At 74.4% G+C, this 20,803-nt stretch carries 16 protein-coding genes; 9 read left to right on the top strand and 7 right to left on the bottom strand.

Annotated features, from left to right (window positions below; translation table 11 throughout):
- Positions 1 to 56 precede the first annotated feature (56 nt).
- The 4 genes from AB0O36_RS23685 to AB0O36_RS23700 form a co-directional block, all read right to left on the bottom strand.
- The gene (locus AB0O36_RS23685) at positions 57 to 1,763 is read right to left on the bottom strand and encodes an NAD(P)/FAD-dependent oxidoreductase (RefSeq protein WP_365113732.1); all 1,707 of its coding nucleotides are present in this window, start codon (positions 1,761 to 1,763) and stop codon (positions 57 to 59) included.
- 59 nt (positions 1,764 to 1,822) lie between these two features.
- A complete protein-coding gene (locus tag AB0O36_RS23690; RefSeq protein WP_365113734.1) occupies positions 1,823 to 2,629 on the bottom strand; it encodes a carbon-nitrogen hydrolase family protein in 807 nt (268 codons plus the stop codon).
- Between the two features lie 495 nt (positions 2,630 to 3,124).
- A complete protein-coding gene (locus tag AB0O36_RS23695) occupies positions 3,125 to 3,580 on the bottom strand; it encodes an Lrp/AsnC family transcriptional regulator (protein WP_030027017.1) in 456 nt (151 codons plus the stop codon).
- Positions 3,581 to 3,590: 10 nt separating this feature from the next.
- Positions 3,591 to 5,066 (bottom strand): amino acid transporter, encoded by a 1,476-nt coding sequence (locus AB0O36_RS23700; RefSeq protein ID WP_365113736.1) that lies wholly within the window; start codon positions 5,064 to 5,066, stop codon positions 3,591 to 3,593.
- Positions 5,067 to 5,375: 309 nt separating this feature from the next.
- Between AB0O36_RS23700 and AB0O36_RS23705 the strand changes: the two genes are divergently transcribed.
- The 9 genes from AB0O36_RS23705 to AB0O36_RS23745 all read left to right on the top strand — a co-directional run bounded on the left by AB0O36_RS23705 (position 5,376) and on the right by AB0O36_RS23745 (position 17,019).
- A complete protein-coding gene (locus AB0O36_RS23705) occupies positions 5,376 to 6,500 on the top strand; it encodes an LLM class flavin-dependent oxidoreductase (protein WP_365113738.1) in 1,125 nt (374 codons plus the stop codon).
- Positions 6,497 to 7,531 (top strand): SDR family oxidoreductase, encoded by a 1,035-nt coding sequence (locus AB0O36_RS23710; protein ID WP_365113740.1) that lies wholly within the window; start codon positions 6,497 to 6,499, stop codon positions 7,529 to 7,531. Before AB0O36_RS23705 ends, AB0O36_RS23710 begins: the two co-directional genes overlap by 4 nt.
- A complete protein-coding gene (locus AB0O36_RS23715) occupies positions 7,528 to 8,532 on the top strand; it encodes a GDSL-type esterase/lipase family protein (RefSeq protein WP_365113742.1) in 1,005 nt (334 codons plus the stop codon). The genes AB0O36_RS23710 and AB0O36_RS23715 overlap by 4 nt, the downstream gene beginning before the upstream one ends.
- Before the next feature lie 115 nt (positions 8,533 to 8,647).
- Positions 8,648 to 9,619 (top strand): SCO0930 family lipoprotein, encoded by a 972-nt coding sequence (locus tag AB0O36_RS23720; protein ID WP_365113744.1) that lies wholly within the window; start codon positions 8,648 to 8,650, stop codon positions 9,617 to 9,619.
- A gap of 85 nt (positions 9,620 to 9,704) precedes the next feature.
- Positions 9,705 to 10,655 carry a LytTR family transcriptional regulator DNA-binding domain-containing protein gene (locus AB0O36_RS23725; RefSeq protein WP_365113746.1) on the top strand — a complete coding sequence of 317 codons (951 nt, stop codon included), beginning with the start codon at positions 9,705 to 9,707 and terminating at the stop codon, positions 10,653 to 10,655.
- 244 nt (positions 10,656 to 10,899) lie between these two features.
- Positions 10,900 to 11,175, top strand: a complete 276-nt coding sequence (locus tag AB0O36_RS23730) for a hypothetical protein (RefSeq protein ID WP_365113748.1) — start codon at positions 10,900 to 10,902, stop codon at positions 11,173 to 11,175.
- A 115-nt stretch (positions 11,176 to 11,290) separates the two neighbouring features.
- Positions 11,291 to 13,084 (top strand): cation acetate symporter, encoded by a 1,794-nt coding sequence (locus AB0O36_RS23735; protein WP_365113750.1) that lies wholly within the window; start codon positions 11,291 to 11,293, stop codon positions 13,082 to 13,084.
- Positions 13,081 to 14,286: a histidine kinase gene (locus AB0O36_RS23740; RefSeq protein WP_365113752.1), complete on the top strand. Its 1,206-nt coding sequence runs from the start codon at positions 13,081 to 13,083 to the stop codon at positions 14,284 to 14,286. Before AB0O36_RS23735 ends, AB0O36_RS23740 begins: the two co-directional genes overlap by 4 nt.
- A gap of 114 nt (positions 14,287 to 14,400) precedes the next feature.
- A complete protein-coding gene (locus AB0O36_RS23745; protein ID WP_365113754.1) occupies positions 14,401 to 17,019 on the top strand; it encodes an AAA family ATPase in 2,619 nt (872 codons plus the stop codon).
- On the opposite strand, the gene AB0O36_RS23750 is transcribed toward AB0O36_RS23745, so the two are convergent.
- From AB0O36_RS23750 to AB0O36_RS23760, 3 genes are all read right to left on the bottom strand, one after another.
- Complete coding sequence (locus AB0O36_RS23750; RefSeq protein WP_365113756.1) at positions 16,959 to 17,534, bottom strand: sigma-70 family RNA polymerase sigma factor; 576 nt, start codon at positions 17,532 to 17,534, stop codon at positions 16,959 to 16,961. The two genes, AB0O36_RS23745 and AB0O36_RS23750, sit on opposite strands and share 61 nt — an antisense overlap.
- A 477-nt stretch (positions 17,535 to 18,011) precedes the next feature.
- Positions 18,012 to 19,463 (bottom strand): GuaB1 family IMP dehydrogenase-related protein, encoded by a 1,452-nt coding sequence (locus AB0O36_RS23755; RefSeq protein ID WP_365113845.1) that lies wholly within the window; start codon positions 19,461 to 19,463, stop codon positions 18,012 to 18,014.
- A 129-nt stretch (positions 19,464 to 19,592) separates the two neighbouring features.
- On the bottom strand, positions 19,593 to 20,747 hold the full coding sequence (locus AB0O36_RS23760; protein WP_365113757.1) for an XdhC family protein: 1,155 nt from the start codon (positions 20,745 to 20,747) through the stop codon (positions 19,593 to 19,595).
- Between the last annotated feature and the right edge of the window lie 56 nt (positions 20,748 to 20,803).

Genomic DNA, 20,803 nt, shown 5'->3' on the forward strand with positions numbered 1-20,803 from the left:
GGGGAGGAACAGTCCTTCGCAGGAGCAGCCCTGGGGGGGATCAGTCCTCGGGGGGATCAGTCCTCGGGGAGCTCGACCGGGGCGATCTCCTCGTAGACGTCGCCCGGGCCGGGGTTGCCGGCGTCCGTGGAGCCGCCGAGGTGGTGCATGACGCCCCAGACGGCGTTCAGCGCGGTCTGGATCGCGCCCTCCGCCCAGCCGGCCGTCCAGGAGATGTCGTCTCCGGCCAGGAAGATGCCGCGCTTGTCCTCGGGCAGGCGGTCCTGCATGAAGTGCGTGAACAGGCGGCGCTGGTAGCGGTAGTGGCCCGGCAGGTTCGCCTTGAACGCGCCCATGAAGTAGGGCTCGTTCTCCCAGGAGACCGTCACCGGGTTGCCGATGATGTGGCGGCGGATGTCGACCTTGGGGTAGATCTCGCCGAGGGACTTCAGCATGACCTCCATCCGCTCGTTCGCGGACAGCGGCAGCCACTTCAGGCTGTCGTCGCACCAGGTGTACGACAGGCAGATGACGGCCGGCTGGTCCGGGCCGTTGTCCAGCAGGTAGGTGCCGCGGGTCATCCGGTCGGTCAGCGTCATCGACATGACGTCACGGCCGGTCTCCTCGTCCTTGTCCAGCCAGAACGGCCGGTCCACGGGGATGAAGAGCTTGCTGGACTCCATGTAGTGGGTGCGCTCGATCGCCGTCCAGTGGTCGATCGGGAACAGCGAGTCGTCGCACTGGATCTTCGACAGCAGCATCCAGGACTGCGCGGTGAAGATCGCGGCACGGTAGGTGCGGATGTCGCCGGAGGCGTCGGTGACGGTGATCCGGTTGCCGGCGGTGCGGTGCAGGCGGGTCACGGCCGGGCGCGGGGCGCCGTCGTGGAGGGAGGACAGCGAGGTGCCCTGCGCCCAGTGGACGATCTTCTCCGGCTCGCGCTCCCACAGGCGCAGCGGCAGCTGCTGGGAGCCGCCGACGATGCCGCGGTGGTGGTCGTCCGCCTCGGTGTAGACGACGCGGAGGATCTCCAGGATGGAGTTCGGGAAGTCGGTGTCCCAGCCGCCGGTGCCGAAGCCGACCTGGCCGAAGATCTCGCGCTTGCGGAAGGACTGGAAGGCCTCCGACTCGCACAGGAAGCCGTAGAAGGTCTGGTTGTCGAGCTTCTCGACGAGCTTGGCCCAGATCTCGCGGATGCGCGGGACGTCGCGCTCGCGCATGGCCTGGTTCATGTCGGAGAAGTCGGCGCCCTCGTCGAGGCAGGCGTTCCACGCGGTGGCGACGTCGCGGTAGACCTGCGGGAGGTCGGCGATGGTCTCGGCGTAGTGGGTCTCGCCCTTGAGGTCCACGACCGTCGAGGGGGTGGCCTCGGCGAGCGGGTTCGGGAAGGGCTGCGTCTGCAGGCCGACCAGGTCGATGTAGTGCTGGAGCGCCGTGGAGGAGGGCGGGAAGCGCATGGCGCCCATCTCCGCGGTCAGACCCTCGGCCTCCGGACCCTCGAAGCCGACGGTGCGGAGCCGGCCGCCGATCTGGTCCGCCTCGTAGACGACGGGCTTGAGGCCCATCTTCATCAGCTCGTAGGCGGAGACGATGCCGGAGAGACCGCCGCCGATGATCGCGACCTCGGTGCCGAGCTCGGTCGCCGGTATCTGGCCCAGGCCCGCAGGGTGGGCGAGGAAGTCGTCGTAGGCGTACGGGAAGTCCGGGCCGAACATGGTGATCGGCGGCATCGGCGGCTGTCCGTCGCTGTGCGGGACGGCGGTGGTGGGCACCGTGGACGTCATGGGGGTACGTCTCCTTGCGGGCAGGGCTCAGGGGGTGGAGCGGTGGGGGCGGGGGCGGGTCAGATCAGGGAGGCGTACAGGCCCGGACGGCGGTCGCGCAGGTACGGGTTGTTCTCCCGGGAGGCGGCAAGGCGCTCGGGGTCGGCCTCGCCGAACACCATCTCCTCGCCGCGGCCGGCGCGGGTACGGGTGGTTCCGTCGGGGCTCGCCAGGCAGCTGAGGCCGACGAACTCGAACTCGCCCTCCGGACCGGTGCGGTTGACGTACGCGATGTACATCTGGTTCTCGAAGGCCCGGACCGGGACCAGCTGTTCGGCGACGAACTGGAACGGGTGCATCTGGGCGGTCGGCACCAGGAGGAGGTCGGTGCCGGCGAGCGCGTGGGCGCGGACGTTCTCGGGGAACTCCACGTCGTAGCAGATCATGATGCCGATGCGCAGGCCCGCGTAGTCCGCCTGGACGACGGGGGTGGCGCCGGGGGTGAAGGCCTCCTGCTCGAAGCAGCCGAAGAGGTGGGTCTTGCGGTAGTTCGCGAGCGGGGTGCCGTCGGGGGCGATCAGCTGGGCCGAGTTGTGCACCGCGCCGGTCTCGCCGTCGCGCTCGGGGTAGCCGTAGAGGACGGCCAGGCCGTGGCGGCGGGCGATCTCGCCGATGGCGCGGGCGGACATGCCGTCCGCCTGCTCGGCGAGGCGTGCGACGTCCTCGACCTCCAGGGCGTACCCGGTGAGGAACATCTCGTTGGTCACGAGGAGCCCGGCCCCCGCCTGTGCGGCGCGCTCGGCCGCCTCGTCGAGCGCCTTCAGGTTCTCGGCGACGTCGCCGAGCCGGCCGGAGCTCTGGAGGAGGGCGGTGCGCAGCGGGGGCATGGGCGTACCTCTGTGGAAGGTGGGGTGGGTGAGATGCGGTGCTACGACCGTACGTTTTGGCATCTGGGTGGAACAAGGCGCGACTGTTGCGTGCCGATGAGCGATTCGTTGCGTGTTTTCGCTGTGCAGCGGCGATTCGTTGCGCAGGGCATTCGCCCGGCCCCGCTTCTACGGGGCTCCGCCCCGGCCCCGCCCGGCTGTGGGGCGGGTGCCGCGGGGCGGCGAATCGTTGCGTGGCCCCGCCACGGGTCCGGCTCCGCTGCGCGGGGCCATTGCCCCACCCCGCCTCCCCCGGACTCCGTCCGGGGGACCCCATCCCGAAACCGGGGCTCCGCCCCGGACCCCCTCTTCGCCTGCGGGCCGGTGGGGGCTGAGCGCGCAGTTCCCCGCGCCCCCGGGGGCTCGGTGTGGGCGGGTGGGCACACGGGACACCGCTGCCCGGCAGCCGTACCCGGCCCGGACGGAGGTCCGCTCAGGCCGCCCGGCCCCGCAGGGTTACGCCGGGGCGCCCGACGTGAAGCGGCGGAGGAGGGGGGAGAGGACCAGGACGGACTTGGTGCGCTCCACGAAGGGCTCGCCCGCGATCCGTTCCAGCACCCGCTCGAAGTGCCGCATGTCCGAGGCGAAGATCTGGACGAGGGCGTCCGCGTCGCCCGTGACGGTCGACGCGGACACCACCTCGGGGTACCGCTCCAGGCCCCGCCGGATGTCGTCCGGCGAGGTGTTGTGCCGACAGTAGATCTCGATGAAGCCCTCGGTCTCCCAGCCCATCGCGGCGGGGTCGACACGGACCGTGAAGCCGGTGATGGCGCCTTCGGCCCGGAGCCTGTCCACGCGCCGCTTCACGGCGGGCGCGGACAGACCGACCTCGGAGCCGATGTCCGCGTAGGAGCGGCGGGCGTCCTCGGCGAGGGCGTGCACGATGCGTTCGTCGAGATCGTTCAGTCGCACGGGGCGTGGGTCACTTCTCTGTCGGTACCTCGGCCGCGGCCACCGCCAGGGTGGAGCGGCGCATTCCGTAGAGGAAGTAGATCACGAGTCCGACCGCCATCCAGACACCGAACGCGACCCAGGTCGCCACCGGCAGGCTGTACATCATGTAGCCGCAGGCGAGGAAGCCGAGGATCGGGGTGACCGGGAACCAGGACACCTTGAAGGTGCGCGGCATGTCCGGCTTGGTCCGGCGGAGGATGACCACGGCCACGTTGACCAGGGCGAACGCGAAGAGCGTGCCGATGCTGGTGGCGTTGGCCAGCTCGCCCAGCGGGATGAAGGCGGCCAGGGCGCCGCAGAAGACGGAGACGACGATCACGTTGGCGCGCGGGGTGCCGGTCTTGGGGTCGACCTTGGCGAAGAGCTTGGGGACCAGGCCGTCGCGGGACATCGCGAAGAGGATGCGGGTCTGGCCGTAGAGGACGGCGAAGACGACGGAGGCGATGGCGACCACCGCGCCGGCGGCCAGGACGACGCCCCAGAAGGAGCCGCCGGTCACATCGGTCATGATCTTGGCGAGCGCGGCCTCGGTGCCCTCGAAGTCCTGCCACGGCATGGCGCCGACGGCGACGAACGCGACGAGGACGTAGAGGACGGTGACGATGCCCAGCGAGAGCATGATCGCGCGCGGCAGGTCCTTCTTCGGGTTCTTGGCTTCCTCACCGGCGGTGGAGGCGGCGTCGAAGCCGATGTAGGAGAAGAAGAGGGTGGAGGCGGCGGCGCTGATGCCGGTGACGCCGAGCGGGGCGAGCGGGGCGTAGTTGCCGGCCTTGATGCCCATGACGCCGATGCCGATGAAGAGCGCCAGCGTGACGATCTTGATGATGACCATGATCGTGTTGACCCGGGCGCTCTCCTTGGCGCCGCGCATCAGGAAGACCATGGCGAGCAGGACGACGACCAGCGACGGCAGGTTGATCCAGCCGCCCTCGCCCATCGGGGCGGCGGAGAGCTTCTCGGGGAGCGTGACGCCTATGGTCCCGTCGAGCAGCTCGTTGAGGTACTGGCCCCAGCCCACGGCCACGGCCGAGACGGAGACGGCGTACTCCAGGACCAGGCACCAGCCGCAGATCCAGGCGATGAACTCGCCCATGGTCGCGTAGGAGTACGAGTACGAGGAGCCGGAGACCGGCACCGAGCCGGCCAGCTCCGCGTAGGAGAGGGCCGAGAACAGCGCGGTCAGGCCCGCGATGACGAAGGAGATCGTGACGGCCGGGCCGGCCTTGGGGGCGGCTTCGCCGAGGACGACGAAGATGCCCGTGCCCAGGGTGGCGCCGATGCTGATCATCGTCAGCTGCCACATGGTGAGCGAGCGGCGCAGCACGCCGCCCTCGCCCTGGCCGCCCTCGGAGACGAGCTGCTCGACGGGCTTGCGGCGCAGCAACGGGTTCACAGGCTTGCGCGGCTCCTTCAGGAGCGTGGGCGCCTGGCCGTGATCGAGCACGAGGGACTCCTTTTGACACTGCGGATGGGGACGGGGCGGCGACCGCAGCGGTCCGGAGCAGGATTCAGGCGGGGGGCCTGGGCATGGGGGACCGCCGGGGAGGCGGTCGCGCCACTCCACGTACGGGGAGTGAGCCTAGGGGGTGAGGGTTCCCGCCCGTAATGCACCATCCTTGCAGATTCGCGCACGATCGTTGCGCGGATCTGTCCGGGATGGACGTTTGTTGCACATGGACGTTCGATCAGTGCGTCGGTCACCCTGAGCAACCTTTCTTGACACTTCGTCAGATCTGGCGCAGCGTGCCCTCCCATGGACCTGGACGTGCTCTACGAGATCGACGTGCCGAAGCCGTGGCACGGGGCTCATCCGCACGGGCAGCGGGCCGCCGAGCAGCGCGCCTACCGGGAGGCCGTGGAGCAGATCCGGCTGGCCGACCGGATGGGCTTCCGCACCGTGTGGGCGGTCGAGCACCACTTCCGCGAGGGCCGCTCGCACTGCCCCGCCCCCGAGGTGCTCCTCGGGCACCTGGCCGGGCTCACCGAGCGCATCCGGCTCGGCTTCGGGGTGACCCTCACCCCCTTCGGCTTCACCCCGCCGCAGCGCATCGCCGAGAAGGTCGCCACCGTGGACGTGCTGTCGGGCGGGCGCGTGGAATGGGGCACCGGCCGCTCCACCCCCATGGAGCAGGCCGCCTTCGGCGTGGACCGGGAGCGGTCCCGGGAGGACTGGGCGGAGGCGATCGGGATCGTCACCGGGATGTGGCGGGAGGAGTACTTCTCGTACGCCTCGGAGCGGTTCCGCTTCCCCCGGCGCATGGTCACGCCCAAGCCCGTGCAGGACCCGCACCCTCCCGCCTGGATGGCGGCCACCTCCCCCGGTTCGGCCGAGGTCGCCGGGGCGGCCGGGCTCGGCCTGCTCTCCTTCTCGATCATGCAGCCGCTGGACGCGATGGCCCGGCAGGTGGCCGCGTACCGCGGGGCCGCCCGGAACCCGCGGCCGATCACCGACGTGACCACGGACCGGGTCAGCGCCTACACCCTCGTCCACGCCGTCCCCTCGGGCGCCACCCCGGGCGCCCGGGTGTGGGACTCGGTGGCCTGGTGGTACTCCAACCTGGCGCAGTTCACGCTGGAGTGGGAGCTCCCCCACCTGGCCCCGGAAGAGCGCGAACGGGCCTTCCCGCTGCTCGCCCCGATCCTCGGGGGGAACGTCCCGGTGCGGGAGTTCGACGACGGGGACATGATCCTGATCGGTGACGCCGAGACCATCGTGGCCAAGGCCAAGCGGTACGCGGACCTCGGCGTCGACCAGCTGATCTGCTACGTGCAGTGGGGGTGGCTGGAGCACCAGGAGGTCCTGCGGACCATCGAGATCCTCGGGAAGGAAGTCATTCCCGAGCTCGCCGCATACCGGCCGCGGGCAGCGGGCGCATGAGCGGGCCGGGCCCGGGCGGGGGCCGGACCGCGAGCGGGTCGGGCGCGGGCGGGGCGGGCACAGGTGGGGCGGTCCCCAGCGGAGAGGCCCCGGGCGGGCCGGACCCCGGCGGGCCGCGCGCGGGCCGGGCGGCGTCGGGCCGAGGGGACCCGGGCCGGGAGGCCCCGGGCCGGGCGGCCCCGGGCCGGGCGGCCCCGGGCGGGGATGCCTCCGCCGCCCCGCCGCTGCCGCCCGACACCTCGCCCGTCCCCGACTACGCCGCCCTGCACCGCCTGGACGGCCACGGCATGGTGCTGCTCGGCGCCGGCAACGGCATCGGGCGCCAGACCGCCCACGCCCTCGCCGCCGGCGGCGCCCGGGTGCTGTGCGCGGACGTCGACGGGGACCGGGCGCGGGCCGTGGCCGCGGAGGTGGCCGGAGTCCCGCACACCGTCGACGTGACCTCCCGCACGGGCGTGCGCGAGCTCTTCGCGCGGGCCCCCGGCCTGCTCGGCGGACCCGTCCGCGGGGTGGTGGACATCGTCGGCGCGGCCCGGTACGCGGGCCTGGCCGAACTCGACGACGACACCTGGGACTGGCACTTCGACCTGGTGCTCCGGCACGCCTGGCTCGCCGTGCAGTACGGCGGCGAGGCCGTGGCGGCGTCCGGCGGGGGCCCGCTGGTGTTCGTCGCCTCGGTGTCCGGGCTCACGGGTGCTCCGCTCCACGCCGCCTACGGCGCCGCCAAGGCGGGTCTGGTCTCTCTGGTCCGCTCCGCCGCGGTGGAACTGGGCCCGCGCGGGGTACGGGTGAACGCGGTGGCGCCGGGCGTGGTGTGGACCCCGCGGATCGCCGCCCTGCTCGGTGCGGCGGGGCGGCGCGCCAACGCGGCGAACGCCCCGCTCGGCCGGGTCGCGGAGACCCCGGACATCGCCGCCGCGCTGTACTTCCTCGCCTCACCCCAGTCCTCGTACGTCACCGGGCAGACCCTGGTGGTGGACGGCGGGGTCGGGGTGAAGTTCCCGTACCCGACGATCGGAGGCGCCGAGTGACCCAAGGCGAAGGGTGGACGGATCCCGGACCGTTCCTGCGCGGGGTGGCCTGGCTGGACGGGGGGCGGCCGGTCCGCGCCGACCCCGCCGACACGATGCGACTGCCCTGGGACACCGGGGAGCGGGCCACCCTGCCCATCGGAGTGCGCCTGGAGTTCGGCGCGGACACCGCCCACGCCGTGGAGATCCGCTACCGGGCGACCGTACCCGGCCCGACGGACGCGCTGCGCGACCTCGCGCACGGGTTCGCGCTCTGGAACCGGGACGGCCTGCTCGACGAGGTCTTCACCGAGCCCGCCGCCGAGGCCGTCGTACGCATCGGACTGCCGCCGGGCCGCGGCCCCTACACCGTCCACCCGCCGGAGGGCCAGGCCCCGCAGTTGCTCGCCCTGCGCGGGATGGGCGGCCCGCTCACCGCTCCTCCCGCCGCCCCTCGCTGGGTGGTGCACGGCGACTCCATCACCGAGGGCTGGTGGTCCACCCGGCCCGCGCACGGCTGGCCCGCGGTGGCCGGACGGAACCTCGGCTGGGACACCGTCAACCTCGGCTACGCGGGCGCCGCGCGCGGCGAACTCGCCACCGCCCAGCAGCTCGCCGCCCTGCCCGCCGACGTGCTCACCCTCGCCTTCGGCACCAACTGCTGGTCGCGGGTGCCGCATTCGGCACCGCTGCTGTACGAGACCACCCGCGCCTTCCTGGACCTGGTCCGCCGGGGACACCCGAGCACCCCGCTGCTGCTGCTGTCCCCGGTGCTGCGGCCGGACGCCGAACGCGTGCCCAACCAGCTGGGAGCCACCCTGGGCGCGCTGCGCGACGCCATGGAGCGGGCGGTACGGGACCGGATCGCGGCCGGCGACGGCCGGCTGGCCCTGCTCCCCGGACGGGACCTGCTGGAGCCCGGGCACCTGGCCGACGGTCTGCACCCGAACGACGCCGGACACGAGGTCCTGGGCCTGTCTGTGGCCACGGCCCTGCGGCGGTCCGGGTTCGGCCCGGGGTGAGTGAGCCTCCCCACACCGGCCCGGCTGAACAGGACGGGCCGTCCGGGGCGTGTGGTCCGTACAGTCGCCCGCCCCCTGCGGCGGCGACACGGACCACACGTGGGAGAGACCAATCATGGGTACGAAGCGCGGAACTTCCCTGGCGGCCGTCGCGCTGGCCGTCGTCCTGGCGGCGACGGCCTGCGGCACCAAGAAGGACGACGCCGGTGCCCCGGGCAACGCGGCCAACGTCGGTGCCGCGGCACCGGCCCAGGCGCCCGCGGCGGGTGACGGGGCCAAGCCGGCGGGCGAGCTGCGGATCGCGCAGGACGAGAAGATCGGGGCCCTGCTCACCGACGGCGCCGGCTTCACCCTCTACCGCTTCGACCCGGACACGGCGAAGCCGCCGAAGGCCACCTGCGAGGGCGACTGCGCCAAGGCGTGGCCGCCGGTCCCGGCCGGCGACGTGAAGCCCGCCGCGGGCCAGGACCCGTCGCTGATCGGCGAGGTGGTGCGCGGCGACGGCAGCAGGCAGCTGACGGTCGGGGGCTGGCCGGCGTACCACTTCGCCAAGGACACCGCCCCGGGCGAGACCAAGGGGCAGGGCGTCGGCGGAACCTGGTTCGCGCTCGCGGCCGACGGCAAGAAGGCCGCCAAGGCGGCGGCCGGCAGCGGCGGGAGCGGTACGGGCGGTGGGAGCGGTACCGGCGGTGGGAGCGGTACGGGCTACGGTGCCGTGCCCGCCGGGCAGCCGGGACTGTCCGTCCGCAAGGACGACCGGCTGGGCGACCACATCGTCGACCGGAACGGCATGACGGTCTACCGGTTCAAGCCGGACACGGCCTGGCCGATGGTCTCCAAGTGCACCGGCGACTGCCTGGCGAAGTGGCCGGCGGTCGCCCCGGTGGAGAAGGCCGACACCAAGGGGATCACCGACCGCAACTACCTCGTACTGGACCGGCCGGACGGCCGGAAGCAGCAGACGGTGAACTGCTGGCCGGTCTACACGTTCACCGGGGACAAGAACCCCGGCGACACCAACGGACAGGGCGTCGGCGGCACTTGGTACGCGGTGTCCCCCGACGGCAAGCTCATCACGGTGAAGTAGGCGGAGCGGTCAGGTAGGCGGGGCGGTCAAGTAGGCGGGGCGGTTTCCCTGTCCGTCCGGCGGGGCGCTCCCTAGACTCCCGGGCATGGTGCGCGTACTGGCGGTCGACGACGAGGAACCGCTCCTGGAGGAGCTGCTCTACCTGCTGCGCTCGGACCCTCGGGTGCACAGCGCCGAGGGCGCCTCGGACGCCACGGAGGCCCTGCGCCGGATCACCCGGGCGCTGGAGTCCGGGCCGGACGGCCCGGACGGCATCGACGCGGTGTTCCTGGACATCCACATGGCGGGGCTGACCGGGCTGGACATCGCCCGGCTGCTGGCCGGGTTCGTCCGGCCGCCGCTGGTGGTGTTCGTGACCGCCCACGAGGGGTTCGCGGTGCAGGCCTTCGACCTGAAGGCGGTGGACTACGTCCTCAAGCCGGTGCGCCCGGAGCGGCTCGCGGAGGCGGTGCGCCGGGTCCGCGACCAGCTGGGCCGGATCCCGGATCCGGCCGGGCCGCCGGGAGTCCCCGGGGCGGGCCTGCCCGGGGCCGGGGCGGCCCCGTCGGGGGCGTCTGCGCACGTGCCCCCGCAGGCACCCCCTCGGGTGCGGGGGCCAGGCCCGGCGTCGGTGCCGGTATCCGCTCCGGCGCGGGGGACGTACGGGCCGGCCGCGTTCCGGGCGGGCCCGGCGGCGGCCGAGGCCGCCCTCCCCGAGCGGGCGCCGGAACAGATCGCGGTCGAACTGGGCGGGGTGACCCGCTTCGTGGCGATCGCCGACATCGCGTACGTGGAGGCCCAGGGCGACTACGCCCGGCTGTACACCGACGAGGGCAGCCACCTGGTGCGGATCCCGCTGTCCACCCTGGAGGAGCGGTGGGCCGCGCGCGGCTTCGTCCGCATCCACCGGCGCCATCTGGTGGCGCTGGGCCGGATCGACGAACTGCGGCTGGACGCCGGCACCACCAGCGTCCGGGTGGGCTCGGCCGAACTCCAGGTCAGCCGACGGCACGCACGAGAGCTGCGTGACCTCCTGATGCGTCACGCGACGGGCTGAGGCCCTGGGGTGACCCGCCGCGCTGAGCCACGGGAGCCGGGGCTCGGCCCGCCGGGTCTGCACGGCGGACGCCGGTGCGCGGCGGACGGTACGTGTGCCGCTCGGCGCAACCCCGGGACCGCTCGTCGCGCCCTCGGGCGCGTACGGCGCTCCGCCGGACCGTCGGCCGTGCCCGCGCCACCGATCCCCCCGCCGCCCGCCCGGCCGCCCGTATCGTGGACCCGCCGGGCGCGGGAGGAGCGATATGTCCGAAATCCAGGCGCTGCTCGACGAATTGGCGGCACTGCCCCGCACCGGTCCGGCCGGACCGGCCGATGCCGCGGCCCTGCTGGCCCGGCTCCGGAGCGCGGCCGCCCGGTGGGCCGACGTGCTGTACGAGGCCGACGAGGCGGCCCGCCGGCACCTCCCGCCACGGGCCGAGGCGGCCCTGCGGCTGGCCTTCCGCCGCGCCGAGGAGTCGTACGTGGAGCTGGAGATCGCCCTCCGCGACTGCGCGGAGCACCGGGACGCCGTCGGATAGCCGTCGGACAGCTGTCGGACAGCCAGGCGATGGCCGCCGGATGGCCTGGCAGGCGCTGTTGTGCCCACCGGGGGCTGCGTAGACTCCGGCCGTCCCCTGCCCGAAGGATCCGCCGGTGAACCAGACGTACGCGCTGACCGCGGTCACCGTCGTCGTCCTCGCCACCGTCCTGGTCGGCGCGCTGGGGCTGCGGATCTCCCGGACCACCTCCGATTTCTACGTCGCCTCCCGCTCCGTCGGCCCGCGCCTGAACGCGGCGGCGATCAGCGGCGAGTACCTGTCGGCGGCCTCCTTCCTCGGGGTGGCCGGGCTGGTGCTCCTCCAGGGACCGGAGATGCTGTGGTACCCCGTGGGCTACACGGCCGGCTACCTGGTGCTGCTGGTCCTGGTGGCGGCTCCGCTGCGCCGCTCGGGGGCGTACACCCTGCCCGACTTCGCCGAGGCCCGGCTGGAGTCGCGGGCGGTGCGCCGGCTCGCGGTGCTGTTCGTGGTCGGGGTCGGCTGGCTGTACCTGCTGCCGCAGCTCCAGGGCGCCGGGCTGACGCTGGAGATCATGACCGGCGCCCCGCACTGGGTGGGCGGGCTGGTGGTGGCCTTCGTGGTGACCGCGGCGGTGGCGGCCGGGGGGATGCGCAGCATCACCTTCGTCCAGGCGTTCCAGTACTGGCTGAAGCTGACCGCGCTGCTGGTGCCCGCCTTCTTCCTGGTGGCGGCCTGGGCCGGGGACGGTGCGCCGCGCGCCTCGTTCGACGCGCGGGCGGTGTTCCGCGAGCACACCGACGTACGGATCGCGGAGGACGTACGGGTCACGCTGGACGCGCCGCTCACCCTCGGGGTGACGGGTGAGGTGGACGGCCGGACGTACGAGCGGCAGCCGGTGACCCTGGCCACCGGACGGCACACCGTACGGGCGGGGGCCCGTCTGGTGTTCCTGCCGGACACCGCGGTCCCGGACACCCGGTCCGAGGTGGGCATGGGGGTGTCCAGCTGGTCGGAGCCGCTGTCCGGGGACCGGGCCGAGCTCCGGCTGTACGCCACGTACGGGCTGATCCTCGCCACCTTCCTCGGCACGATGGGGCTGCCGCACGTGGCCGTCCGCTTCTACACCAGCCCCGACGGGCGGGCCGCCCGGCGCGCCACCCTGGCCGTGCTGGGGCTGGTCGGCACCTTCTACCTGCTGCCCCCGGTCTACGGGGCACTGAGCCGGATCTACGCCCCCGAACTCGCGCTGACCGGGGACGCGGACGCGGCCGTCCTGGTGCTCCCGGAGCGGATGCTCGGCGGGGTGGCGGGCGATCTGCTGGGGGCGCTGCTGGCGGGCGGGGCCTTCGCGGCGTTCCTGTCGACGGCCTCGGGGCTGACCATGGCGGTGGCCGGGGTGCTGCACCAGGACGTGCTGCCGGCCTCCCCCGCCGCGGGAACGCGGAGCTTCAGGTTCGCCGTGGTGGTGGCGATGCTGGTGCCGCTGGGCGGCAGCCTGGCCGCCACGGACGTGCCGGTGGCGGACGCGGTGGGGCTCGCCTTCGCGGTGTCGGCGTCCTCCTTCTGCCCGCTGCTGGTGCTGGGCATCTGGTGGCGGGGACTGACCCCGCCGGGGGCCGTGGCCGGGCTGGTGACCGGCGGCGGGGCGGCGCTCAGCGCGGTGCTGGTGACCCGGGCGGGGCTGGCCCGGGCGGGCTGGACGCACACGCTGCTGGCCTGGCCGGCTGCCTGGTCGGTGCCGCTGGGCTTCCTGACGATGATCACGGTGTCGCTGGCCACGCGGAGCCGGATACCCGCCGGGACGGCCGCAGTCCTGGCCCGGCTGCACCTGCCGGAGGACGTGGCCGTCCAGCGGGTGGAGCAGGCAGGACGGGTGGGACAGGCAGGACGGGTGGGACGGGCGGGACGGGCGGGAGGGGAACGATGACCGCGCTCACGGTCGCCGCGCTGTGCTCGGCGAGCACGCTGCTGCTCGGCACCGGCTACGGCCTGGGCCGGTGGCGGGCCCGCCGCGCCGAACGGTCCGGCCTGGACCTCGGCACTCCGGTGGAACGGGCCACCTTCCACACCCTGCACACGGCCTCGCTGGCCGCTCCCCCGCTGCGCGCCGGGCTCACGCAGGACACGGCCCGCAAGGCCGCCCGGCGGCTGCGCTCGTTGCTGGGCACCGAGGCGCTGTGCCTGACGGACCGGGTGTCGGTGCTGGCCTGGGACGGGCCGGGGGCCGACCACCACGAGCGCCGGGCGATGCAGCGGGTGCTGCAGATGCTGGACTCGGGGCGGAGCGCCAGCGTGCGGACCGAGTGCCAGCGGCCGGACTGTCCGCTGAAGTGGGCCGTGGTCGCCCCGCTGACCGGCGAGGACGGGATCGTGGGCGCGCTGGTGGCCTACGGGTCGCAGGAGTCGGCGGTGCTGGTGCGGGCGGCCACGGAGGTCGCGCGCTGGGTGTCCGTACAGCTGGAGCTGTCCGAGCTGGACCGGTCGCGGACCCGGCTGATGGAGGCGGAGATCAAGGCGCTGCGCGCGCAGATCTCGCCGCACTTCATCTTCAACTCGCTCGCGGCGATCGCCTCGTTCGTGCGGACCGATCCGGAGCGGGCCCGGGAACTGCTGCTGGAGTTCGCCGACTTCACCCGCTACTCCTTCCGCCGGCACGGGGAGTTCACCACGCTCGCGGAGGAGCTGCGGTCGATCGAGCAGTATCTGGCGCTGGCCGGGGCCCGGTTCGGGGACCGGCTGAAGGTGACCCTCCAGGTGGCGCCGGAGGTGCTGCCGGTGGCGCTGCCGTTCCTGTGTCTGCAGCCGCTGGTCGAGAACGCGGTCAAGCACGGGCTGGAGGACTCCACCCGGGAGTGCCGGATCACCATCGCGGCCCGGGACGCGGGCTCCGAGGCGGTGCTGACCATCGAGGACAACGGGGTGGGGATGGACCCGGCGGTGCTCCGCCGCATCCTGGCCGGCGAGCGCCCCGGCTCGTCCTCGGGCATCGGCCTGCCGAACGTGGACGAGCGGATGCGGCAGGTGTACGGCGACGAGTACGGCCTGGTCATCGAGACCGGCGTGGGCGCCGGCATGAAGATCACCGCCCGGATCCCCAAGTACCGGGCCGGCGTCCACTCCCAGCGCTGACCCCCGCCGCGGCCCGGCGGAACCGGTTGTACCGGTGCCGGCGCGGGGAGGGGAGGGGTACGGGGGTCCACCTGCCCTGGGCGCGATGGGCACCGACAGGGGGAGAGCACCGGCGTGCGGGTCGGGCGTGATCAACACCTTCGTGCGGTACGGGACTCGGTGCGCCGCACGGCGGAGGGCGGCCCGGCCTGCCTGATCGTCGAGGGCGAGCCGGGGTCCGGGCGGACCTCGCTGGTCCGGGAGCTGGCGACGGAGGCCGGGCGGCTGGGCTGCCGGGTCCGCCACGCGGCGGCCGGGGGGCCGCCCGACGGTCCCCCGCTGCAGGCGGCGCTGGACTGCCTTCACCCGGACGGCAGCGGACCGGAGGCTGCGGCGGCGCGGGCCGCGGCGGGCCTGCTGCTGCGCGACACCGTGCCCCGCTGGGCGGCGCTGCCCGCCGCCCTCGACTCCCTGGTCGCACAGGTGGAGCGGTGGTGCGCCGAGGGGCCGCTGGTCCTGGTCCTGGACGACCTGCAGGCCGCCGACCGGGCGACGCTGCAGCTGTGGCAGCGGCTGGCCCGGACCGCGGCGGGCGGCCGGCTCCCGCTGCTGCTGGCCGCGACCCGCTGCCGGGTTCCGCGCCGCCCCGAGGCGGACCTGCTGTGCGCCGCCCTGGGCCGGCTCGGCGCCCGTACGCTCCGCCTGGAACCGCTGGACGACGCGGAGACGGCCCGGGCCGTACGGGAGCGGCTGGGCGCACCGCCCGGTCCCCGGCTGCGTGAGGCGGCCCGGCTGGCCGGGGGCAATCCGCGGTGGCTGCGGGAGCTGTTGCGGCACTGGTCCGCGCGGGGGCTGCTGGCCGTCGGCGTCCGGACCGTCGAACTGCGCTGTCCGCCGGAGGAGTTGCCTGACCCTCCCGAGGAAGTGGCGCGCCGCCTCCGCTCCCTCGACGCCGAGGCCCATGCGACGCTGCGTCATGCGGCGTTGCTGGGAACGGAGTTCACCGCCCGCGAGCTGGCGCTCGTACGGGGCACGCAGGTACGGGAGTTGCTCGGCGGGCTGGAGGAACCCTTCGCCGCGGGGCTGCTCGACGGAACCGGGGAGGGCCTGCGGTTCCGGCACCCGGTGGTCCGGCAGGCCCTGTACGCCGATGTGCCGGGGGCGTTGCGGGCCGCACTGCACCAGGAGGCCGCGGGGGCCCTGGCGCGGGCCGGGCAGCCGCCCGCCCGGATCGCCGCGCAGCTGCTGGGCGCCGGTGCGCTGGAACCGTGGGCGCTGCACTGGCTGGCGGAGCACGGACCGGCCCTGGTCGCCGCGGCACCCGGCCCGGGCGCCGAACTGCTGGAGCGGGCCCTCGCCCAGAGCCGTGCGTCCGGCCCCGGGGACCGGCGCGGGTGGCCGGACGGGGCGGGCGGAGCGGACGGGCCGGACCGGGCGGACGGGGCCGATCCCCAGGTGCTGGAGGAGCACCTCGCGGACGCCGCGCTGCTGCTCCGCAGGCCCGGGGCGGTGGAACGGCTGGCGCTGCTCCGGGACCGGGCCCGGTACCCGGACCGGCGGGCCGGGCTGGCCGTCAGGCTGGTCGCCGCGCTGTGGGACCGCGGGGAGCCGGCGGCGGCCCTGGCGGTGGCGGAGGACGCACTGGCCGAGGACTTCCCCTGTACGGCGACCCGGCTGCGGCTGGAGGCCCGGCTCGCCGAGTTCCGCTTCCACCTCGGCCACTGGGACGCGGCGCTGGCGGCCTGCGCCCGGGCCGACGCACTCCGGCCCGCGGAGCACTCGGACCCCCTGCCGGGGATGCTGCACGGGCTGCGGGCGCTGCTCCTGGGGCACCGGGACGAACGGGCTGCGGCGGAGACGGAACTGGCCCGGGCGGAGGCGGGGCGGGCGCGGGACCCGCGGCCCTCCCGGAGCCGGCCCGCGTACGCCCTGCTGGCGCGCTCGCTGCTGGCGGAGCGGGACGGTCTGCTCTCCGTGGCCCTCGACGCCCTGCGGCCGGCCCTGTCCGGAGCGGACGAGCCGGCCGGGGCCCGGGGCGGGGACGGGGGCGGGGAGTTCGGCGACGAACGGCCCTGGGTGCTCTCCGAGATCGTACGGCTGGCCCTGGAGGCCGGGGAGCCGCACACGGCACGGGCGGCCGTGGCCGCGTGCGCCGGGCTCGCCCGGGACCGGCCGGACCGGCCCGGACCGGCCGTGGCGCTGCTGCGCGGGCGCGGCCTGTTCGGCCAGGACCCGCAGCTGCTGGCCCGGGCGGCGGCCCACGGTGCGGTCGGCGCCCGCCCGCTGTGGCGGGGCCAGGTCCTGGAGGACCTCGCCGTGGCCCAGGCCTGGCACGGCGACCTCGCCGGGGCGCGGGCCTCGCTGGCCCGGGCTGCGGCCTCGTACGAGGAGCCGGGCGCGCGCTGGGACCTCGTACGGTCCGAGGCCCGGCTGCGCCGGCTGGGGGTGCGCCGGAGCAGCCGCAGCGCCCGCCGCCGGGCGTCGAACGGCTGGGAGGCGCTGACGCCGGCCGAGCTGAAGGTGGCGCTGCTCGTCGCCGAGGGCCGCTCCAATCCGGAGATCGCGGCGGCGTTGTTCCTGTCCCGCCGGACGGTGCAGACCCATGTGTCGCACATCCTGGGCAAGCTGCAGGTGCGGTCGCGGGCGCAGGTGGCGGCGCAGGCGGCCGCTCAGGCAGCCGCACAGGCAGCCGCTCAGGCCGCTTCCGCGGCGGCCGGCAGGGCGCAGGCCGGGGCCGCCGCCCCCGGGCCGTAGCCGGGGAGCACGGCCCGCAGGGCGCGCAGGGCGTAGTGGGTACGGGACTTGACGGTGCCGCAGGGAATGCCGAGCGCCCGGCCGGCCTCGGCCACGGAGGCCCCGTGGAAGTAGATCTGCACCAGTACCTCGCGGTGGTCCCGGCTGAGCCGGCCCAGCGCCTCCCGCACGTCGAGGACGGCCACGGAGGTGTCGGTGCCGTCGTCGGCGTGCGGGGAGTGCTCCAGGGCGTCGGGGCCGACCTCGGACGGGCGCACCAGGCGGGCCCGGCGGGCGTCGATGGCCAGGCGGCGGCCGACGGTGAACAGCCACGGCCGCATGGACTCGTGGTCGCTCTCCAGGGCCTCGGGGTGCCGCCAGGCGCGGACGAGGGTTTCCTGGACGAGGTCCTCGGCGCGGTGCCGGTCGCCGTAGGTGAGTCCGAGCAGGAAGCCGTAGAGGGCCTTTCCGTGTTCGTGCTGGAGTCGGGCGAGGGCGTGCTCGTCGGTGCGGCGGGTGGGGGTGTGGGTCGTCACCGGGTCACTCCTCCGGACGTCGGCGGGCGGGTCGATGTCCAGAGCGTGGCGGAGCGGGTGCGGCGAGTGATCCGCCAGGTGGCGGATAACGGCGAGGGCGTGGCCGGACGGGCGAGCGGCGGCCCTGCGGGCGGCGGCCGACGCGCCGACCGGCCGAACGGCCCCCCAAGGGTTCACCAAGTACCCGCCAAGTCCGCCCCAAGGGGCGGGGCCCGCTGGAGCATTGCCCCTCCCCGCCCCTTCCCGAAACCGGGGCTCCACAGCGCCGTGTGGGCAGGCGTGCCGCAGGGCGGCACGGGTGGGCACACGGCACCCCGATCCCGCGAGGGCTCGCGCAGCCTCCCCGCACCCCCGACCCCGCTCACGGGGCCAGACCCCGTTCAGGAAACGCACGGGGCCCCGGCACGGCCCCCGCAAAAGGGGGGACGCGCCGGGGCCCCGGCACTGCAAAGCCCGGCAGAACCCGAGCGGAGCGGCCTAGCTCCAGCTGGCGTGCAGCGGCTTGCCCTCCGCGTAGCCCGCCGCCGACTGGATGCCGACCACCGCACGCTCCTCGAACTCCGCCAGCGACGCCGCGCCCGCGTAGGTGCAGGAGGAACGGACACCCGCGATGATCGAGTCGATCAGGTCCTCGACGCCCGGACGGGCCGGGTCGAGGAACATCCGGGAGGTGGAGATGCCCTCCTCGAACAGCCCCTTGCGGGCGCGGTCGTAGGAGCCCTCGTCGCTGGTGCGGTTCTGCACGGCGCGCGCGGAGGCCATGCCGAAGGACTCCTTGTACAGCCGGCCGTCGGCGGCCTGCTGCAGGTCGCCCGGGGACTCGTAGGTGCCCGCGAACCAGGAGCCGATCATCACGTTGGACGCACCGGCGGCCAGCGCCATGGCGACGTCGCGCGGGTGGCGGACACCGCCGTCGGCCCACACGTGCTTGCCGTACTTCTTCGCCTCGGCGGCGCACTCCAGCACCGCGGAGAACTGCGGCCGGCCGACACCGGTCATCATGCGGGTGGTGCACATGGCGCCGGGGCCCACACCGACCTTGATGATGTCCGCGCCGGCCTCGATGAGGTCGCGCACGCCGTCGGCGGCGACGATGTTGCCCGCGACGATCGGGACCTGCGGGTCGAGGGCCCGGACGGCCTTGATCGCGCTGATCATCGACTCCTGGTGGCCGTGCGCGGTGTCGATGACGAGCGTGTCCACGCCCGCGTCGAGCAGCTGCTTGGCCTTGCCCACGTAGTCGCCGTTGATTCCGACGGCGGCGGCGATCCGCAGGCCGCCGTCCGCGTCCACGGCCGGGGTGTACAGGGTGGCGCGGAGCGCACCCTTGCGGGTCAGGATGCCGACCAGCCTGCCGTCCTTGTCGACGGCCGGGGCCAGCTTGCGGTGGCCGGCGTCGAGGGTGTTGAACGCCTCGCGGGGGTCGATGTCGGCGTCGATGAGCAGGAGCTCCTTCGACATGACCTCGGAGAGCTGGGTGAAGCGGTCCACACCGGTCAGGTCGTGCTCGGTGACGACGCCGATCGGGCGGTTGTCGGCGTCGACGACGACACCGGCGCCGTGGGCCCGCTTGGGCAGCAGGACCAGCGCGTCGGCCACGGTCTGGGTCGGCGCCAGGGTGATCGGGGTGTCGAGCACGTGGTGGCGGGTCTTCACCCAGGAGATGACGTCGGTGACGACGTCGATCGGGATGTCCTGGGGAATGACCACCATGCCGCCGCGGCGGGCCACCGTCTCGGCCATGCGGCGGCCGGCGATGGCGGTCATGTTGGCCACGACGAGGGGGATGGTCGTCCCGGTGCCGTCGGGCGAGGAGAGGTCGACGCCCTGGCGGGACCCCACCGCGGAGCGGCTCGGCACCATGAATACGTCGTCGTACGTGAGGTCGTACGGCGGCTTCAGGTCATTGAGGAAACGCACGTGCTCTATCCCAGTCGTTCGTTGGTGACCCTCGGACAGGGCAGCCGAGGAAAACGCACGTACTTCATTCTCCCATGTCCGGGGGTTTACACGGCCCCGGCCGATCCTCCGACACATTTCGGGCCGGTTGGTGGATTCCTACGGGAGCACCCTCGCCGGAGCCGGAAAACGGGCCCGGTGGATCGGCTCCCGGCCGCCGGTCAGCGGAGTTGCGGTGGCCGCGTGCCGGACGGCGGTGAACTCGGCGGCGATGGAGAGCGCGGTCTCCTCGGGGGTGCCGGCCCCCAGATCCAGTCCGATGGGCGAGCGCAGCCGGGCGAGGTCGGCCGCGTCCAGTCCCTCGGCGGCCAGCCGTGCGGTGCGTTCGGCGTGGGTGCGCCGGGAGCCCATGGCGCCGACGTAGCCGAGCGGCAGCCGTAGCGCCCGGGCCAGCAGGGGCACGTCGAACCGGGCGTCGTGGGTGAGCACGCAGACGGCGGTACGGGCGTCCAGCCGGCCCGCGTCCCATTCGGCGGCCAGATGGCGGTGCGGCCAGTCCACGACCACCTCGTCGGCGTGCGGGAAACGGGCCCGGGTGGCGAACACCGGCCGGGCGTCGCACACGGTGACCCGGTGCCCGAGGAAGGCCCCGATCCGGGCCAGCGCCGCGGCGAAGTCGATGGCCCCGTAGACGAGCAGCCGGGGCGGTTCGGCGGCCGATTCGACCAGCAGGGTGAGCGGGCGGCCGCACAGACCGCCCTCGGTGCCCAGCTCGGTGGTGCCGGTGCGCCCGGCGAGCAGCAGGTCCCGGACCCGGTGGACGGCGGCCCGGTCCAGTCCGGGGCCGCCGCCGAGGCCGCCCTCGTAGGAGCCGTCGGGCCTGACGGCCAGGGCCCGGCCGAAGAGTTCCGGCGGGCCGGAGACCACCCGGGCGAGCGCGGCCCGGCCGCCGCCGGCGGTGGCCCGGAGCACCGAGCCGATCACGGGGCGCACCGGGTCCCCGGCGCGGACCGGGGTGACCAGGACGTCGAGGACCCCGCCGCAGGTCAGCCCGACCGCGAAGGCGTCGTCGTCGCTGTAGCCGAAGCGGTGCACCCCGCCCTCGCCGGAGGCGATGGCCTCCAGGCACAGTTCGTGCACGGCCGATTCCACGCAGCCTCCGGAGATGCTGCCCAGGGCGGTGCCTCGGTCGTCGACGGCGAGGGTGGCCCCGGGGCCGCGCGGTGCGCTGCCGCTCACGGAGACCACGGTGGCGAGCGCGAACTGGCGTTCGGCCGCGCACCAGGCACGCAGTTCCTCTGCAATGTCCAGCATGGGGGTGTCCGACTCCGGCAGCAGTGAGCGGGTCAGCGTTTCAGCAGGTCAGAGCG

The sequence above is a fragment of the Streptomyces sp. NPDC089799 genome, assembly GCF_040684755.1.
GTDB lineage: Bacteria > Actinomycetota > Actinomycetes > Streptomycetales > Streptomycetaceae > Streptomyces.